Below are 5041 nucleotides of genomic sequence, written 5' to 3' on the forward strand. Positions count from 1 at the left end.
GGGAGACAGTGCAATATCAATGGTGCCGCTTTCAACCAGATCCACATACGCGGCACGATTGATTAATGACAATACTTTGCGGGCACCCAGGCGCTTCGCCAGCATTGCCGATAAGATATTGGCTTCATCATCATTGGTCAGTGCGCAGAATAAGTCCACCTTATCAATTTCTTCTTCGAGTAATAACTCTTCATTGGCGACATCGCCTAACAGGACGATACTTTTGGATAATTCTTCTGATAAATAATCTGCCCGATCGCTATTGGCTTCGATGATTTTGATCTGATAGTCGTTTTCCAGCGCTCTGGCCAACCGGATACCGATATTGCCACCACCGGCCAGCATGATGCGTTTATACGGTTTTTCCAGTCGTCGTAATTCGGCCATCACCGAGCGGATATCTTTGCTGGCGGCGATAAAAAATACTTCATCATCCGCTTCGATGACGGTTTCGGCTTCCGGCAGGATGGCTTTGCCATTACGGAAGATTGCCGCCACCCGGGTTTCGGTTTTTGGAATATGTTTTCGTAGTTCGCGCAGCGGATTACCGACTAAAGGCCCCCCATGAAAAGCTCGGACAGCAACCAGTTGCACCAGGCCATCAGCAAAGTCCAGAACCTGCAGGGCATTAGGATGACTGATTAATCTTTCAATGTAGTCGGTGACCAGCTGTTCAGGACTGATCAGCACATCAATAGCAATGGCTTCATTGTTGAAAAGTTCTGGTTTTGTAAGATATTCAGGAGCACGAATCCGGGCAATTTTGGTGGGTGTGTTATACAGCGTATGACATATCTGGCAAGCCACCATATTGGTTTCGTCACTATTGGTCACAGCCAGCACCAGATCGGCATCAGCCGCTCCTGCTCGTTCTAATACGGCCGGATGCGAAGCAAGACCTTGAATAGTACGAATATCGTAATGATCCTGAAGTTTATGCAGACTATTGGCGTCTGTATCAACTAAGGTAATGTCATCATCCTCACGGGCGAGAGTAGCTGCAACGGAGGCACCAACCTGTCCAGCGCCGAGGATTAGAATCTTCATTGCAAATCCTTAAACTTGTTTACTATCAATGCCCAGCGCCCGTAACTTCCGGTACAGATGGGTGCGTTCCATACCGGCTAATTTAGCGGCTTTGCCCACGTTGCCATCGGTTTCCTGCAGTTTCTGCAGTAAATAAATCCGTTCAAATTGTTCGCGTGCCTCACGCAAGGGTTGATCAAAGTTGATACCGGTTACGTCATCCGCCTGGGGTGGTTGCTCGGCCAGCAAAGCCGCTTCCACATCATCGACATCAATATCATCAGAATCGCCAAATACCAACAACCGTTGAATGACATTTTTTAATTCCAGTACATTGCCTGGCCAGGCATAATTTCGTAAGCGGTTCTGAGCCGCTACGGTAAAACGGCGATAGGGCAAATCCGCTTGTGAGGTCTGCTGATCAACAAAGAAATGCACCAGTTCGGGTATATCTTCAACATGGTCCCGTAATGCGGGTAATTGTAACGTGATGGTATTAAGTTGATAAAACAGACCTTCACTGAAGTCTCCACGAGCAATAACCTTGTCCAGTCCCTGCTGGGTGGCACAAATCAACTGGCATTCTCTGAGACGGCCACTTTCCAGCAAGTGCAATAGCAAAGCTTGAGCTTCGTCACTGAGTAAAGCGACATCATTGATATAGATCGTGTTGTTCTGAGCCAGTGAAATCAATTTGTGGCTATCAAGCGGGAAGCTTTCGGGACTGAACTCAATGAATTTCCCGTTGTTATATAAGCCTAATCTGTGCAGATAATAGGCAAAACAATGTTTCCCTGTGCCACCTTCGCCAATCAGTAATATCGGCATTTCATGCCCGGCAACACGTTCGGCCTGTTCACGCAGCTGCGCCATTTTGGCACTTTTACCGACCGGTTCTAAAGCAAACTCATAACGCTGAGCAGCCTGTTTTGCACGGTTCTCAATGGCTAATTCCACTGCACGTAGTAATTTTGCCATGGATAAGGGTTTTTCAATAAAATCACTGGCACCGGAGCGGGTAGCCTCTACGGCCGTTTCGATAGTGCCATGCCCTGACATCATAACAATGGTGACACCTGTATTTTGTTGCTTAAATTCCTTCAGCAAGCTGATACCGTCTACATCAGGCATCCAGATATCCAGCAGCACCAGTTGTGGCTGTTTTTGGGTAAAGATCAGACGCGCTTCCTCACCATTACTTGCCGTGATGACCCTGTAGGCTTCATCTTCGAGAATATCTTTAATGAGCTCACGGATATCAGGCTCATCATCTACAACTAAAATAAGTGGTTTTTCAGTACTCACGCCTAATCTTCCTCCAGTGGTAGCCGGATTATTATACCTGCTCCTTCGGGGTTAAGGTTTTCTGCCCAAACATCCCCGCCATGTTCTTCGATGATTTTTTTTACTATTGCCAGTCCCAGCCCGGTGCCTTTTATTTTAGTGGTAGCGTATGGCTCGAACAGTTTATCGATCATTTCCTGGGGAAAACCCGGCCCCTGATCATTAATGGTAATTTCCAACCACGGCATATGTTGCTGAATGATAACGTGATAACTGATCACAATATCCACAGCTTTGTCCGCTTCTTCACTGGCTTCAATGGCATTTTTCAGTAAATTGTGGAATACCTGTCGCATCCGGTTTTTATCAAGCCTGATAGGAATCTCTGTTGGACTGTTCAGTAAAGTGAATTGATGATTGGAATGACTTTGATACAGGGTCAATACTTCTCTGAGTAATTCGCCGATGGAGACTTTTTCCAGCTGTAATCCGGGACTGCGGGCATAATCAGAAAACTCGTTGACCATATCTTTCATGGCTTCAACCTGTTGCACGATCGTATCAGTGAGTTTTTGTAATGTCTCTGTTTGATCCGGTGGCACTAATGAAGCGTACTTGTGTTGTAAGCGCTCGGCAGATAATTGGATTGGGGTTAACGGATTTTTGATTTCGTGTGCCAGACGTCTGGCCACTTCGCCCCATGCTGCATTTCGCTGTGCCTGAAGCAATGTCGTTATATCATCAAACACGATAACCCAGCCCGTGTCAGCCGGTAAAGGGGTGCCGTGACACATCAGTGTTTGACGTCCCTTGGTTTGTTGCAGTTCTATCTGCTGTTGCCAGGCAACTGATTTGAATGTGTAGTTTTGTATTAACAGGGAAAAGCTATGCAGGTTGTCATTGATTTTGCCCAATGTATCCAGAGAGCTTTCCAATCGTTGCTGCAAGTTCACGCCAAGTATTTTACTGCTGGCGACATTGGCGGTACGCAAATACAGATCGTTATCAATGGTAATAACACCGCTTGACGGGCTGCCAAGTACTGTCGTCAGGTAACTGGTTTGCTGTTCCAGTAACCGATGGCTTCTATCGGAGGCATTTCTGGCTTGCGTCAGGCGTTGCGTCATCTGATTAAATGAACGTACCAGAAAACCGATCTCATCATGTCCGGATGCGGTTAATTGCATATTGTAGTTACCAGAAGCGACGGCCTGGGTTCCTGCAGCCAGTTCCTGTAGCGGCTGAACCATACGTCTTGAAATCCATACTGCAAACCAGATTGAAGCAAGCATGGTCAAAAATACTATCAGGCTCAGTGTCAGGGTGAATATGGTGACTAACGGTTTGCGTAAATAGCTCAGCTCTTTGTAATCCGTGTAGGCATCCTGAACATTTTTGCCCAGGGAGCTCAAGTGTTCATTGACCGGAAAAGCCACATGTAAAAACCGTTCTTCGGCCAGAATCGATTTACGCGGTAACATTACTGCAGCCCGTAATTCCAGTTCATCATTTGCTGCTGGATCCAGACCTATATAGTCTTCGCCTTGCTGCAAACGGCGCACAATCGATTCATCAGGACCTTGGGGAAGAAAAATGGCCGGGTTTTCAATGCTGGAAACCACTAGTTGTCCACTCATATTCCAGATACTGATTTCCAGGGCGCCACTCAATTGCACCAGCTCTCGCAGACTATTGGTCAGACGGGTGTCTGGCAATTCTGATAATACACCCGCCATCATTCGTGTCTGTCGCAGTAAAGTACGCATACGTATACCAAAAGCGCTGCGACTTAACTCAAGAGAATCTTCCAGAGCTTGCTCAACTTTTACATCAAACCAGCTGTTAATGCCGCGTTGCAGGAAGTGGACAGAGAATCCGTAAACAATACTGGTTGAGCCGACGATTAATAATACAAACAAACTGACCAGTTTCAGTGTGAGTCGGGAACCCGGTGCTTTGCGTTTAAAATCCCGGTAAAGCCGATATAACCCACGGGCCAGAATTCCGGCCAGCAATAAAAGGCACACCAGCCCCAGCCCGAAAATATAGAGAAACAAGTCACTGAGTCGTGAGGTATCCTGAGTTGCCGCACTGAGTAAATAGGCCAGAACTAACAGTAGCAAGGCCAGTGAAAAATACGGTGCAGTTCCTGAGCTGAGTCCCCTGATTAGTTGGAAGGCCATGCCACCTCATACCATTCGCTGGCTAAATCCCATTTGCTGGACAGAAATGCGCCGGGCCGCATCGGTGACGGCAGGGCGTTCAAATCAATCTGGCTGCGTACTCTGAGAACTAGGTTATGCGTATCGAGGGTATGCTGAGGGGGTAAGCTGAAATCTTTTATCACCCCCATACCCATCAGCGCGCTCTCCATCGTCGGAAAATTACGATGCGTTTTGGTTTCCATTGAGTGCAGTAAATACTGTTGGGAGAGATCGTGATAACGCAAAACGTAACGGATTTCGGTTGACCAGATATTGCTGCGCCATTGCCACCATTCACCCAAAACAGGATAGATCCTGATGAGCTGAATCTCCTGCACGAACGTTATAGGGACACCATTGTATAGCGCTTCTTTTACACGGGGATTCAGTGGATAACTGATATTGGCATTCAATAGATAACCATTGCCTGCTGGAGATGTCCGAGCTTCTTCAACACGAAAAACTTCCGCGTGTACAGTTTGCACTGATACAAAGACCAAAAAAACAGACGTCAGAAGACGTTTAGC

At 47.0% G+C, this 5041-nt stretch carries 4 protein-coding genes; all 4 read right to left on the minus strand.

Features of this window, described 5'->3' with window-relative positions:
• Positions 1–1047: Trk system potassium transporter TrkA (gene trkA / locus B3O33_RS07455; RefSeq protein WP_292363315.1), on the minus strand; the 1047-nt coding region annotated here is incomplete at its 3' end.
• 9 nt (positions 1048–1056) lie between these two features.
• Positions 1057–2331, minus strand: a complete 1275-nt coding sequence (locus tag B3O33_RS07460; RefSeq protein ID WP_292361170.1) for a sigma-54-dependent transcriptional regulator — start codon at positions 2329–2331, stop codon at positions 1057–1059.
• A 2-nt stretch (positions 2332–2333) separates the two neighbouring features.
• Positions 2334–4493 (minus strand): sensor histidine kinase, encoded by a 2160-nt coding sequence (locus B3O33_RS07465; RefSeq protein ID WP_292363316.1) that lies wholly within the window; start codon positions 4491–4493, stop codon positions 2334–2336.
• A partial coding sequence (locus tag B3O33_RS07470) for a DUF4390 domain-containing protein (RefSeq protein ID WP_292363317.1) occupies positions 4478–5041 on the minus strand: 564 nt, incomplete at its 5' end. The genes B3O33_RS07465 and B3O33_RS07470, both read right to left, overlap by 16 nt.

Origin of the sequence: Methylophaga sp. UBA1464 (assembly GCF_002325665.1) — a bacterium.
Taxonomy (GTDB): Bacteria; Pseudomonadota; Gammaproteobacteria; order Nitrosococcales; family Methylophagaceae; genus Methylophaga.

Coding starts and splice junctions, on each gene's coding strand:
- B3O33_RS07465 (WP_292363316.1), bottom strand. CDS start 4,493: ATGGCCTTCCAACTAATCAGGGGACTCAGCTCAGGAACTGCACCGTAT.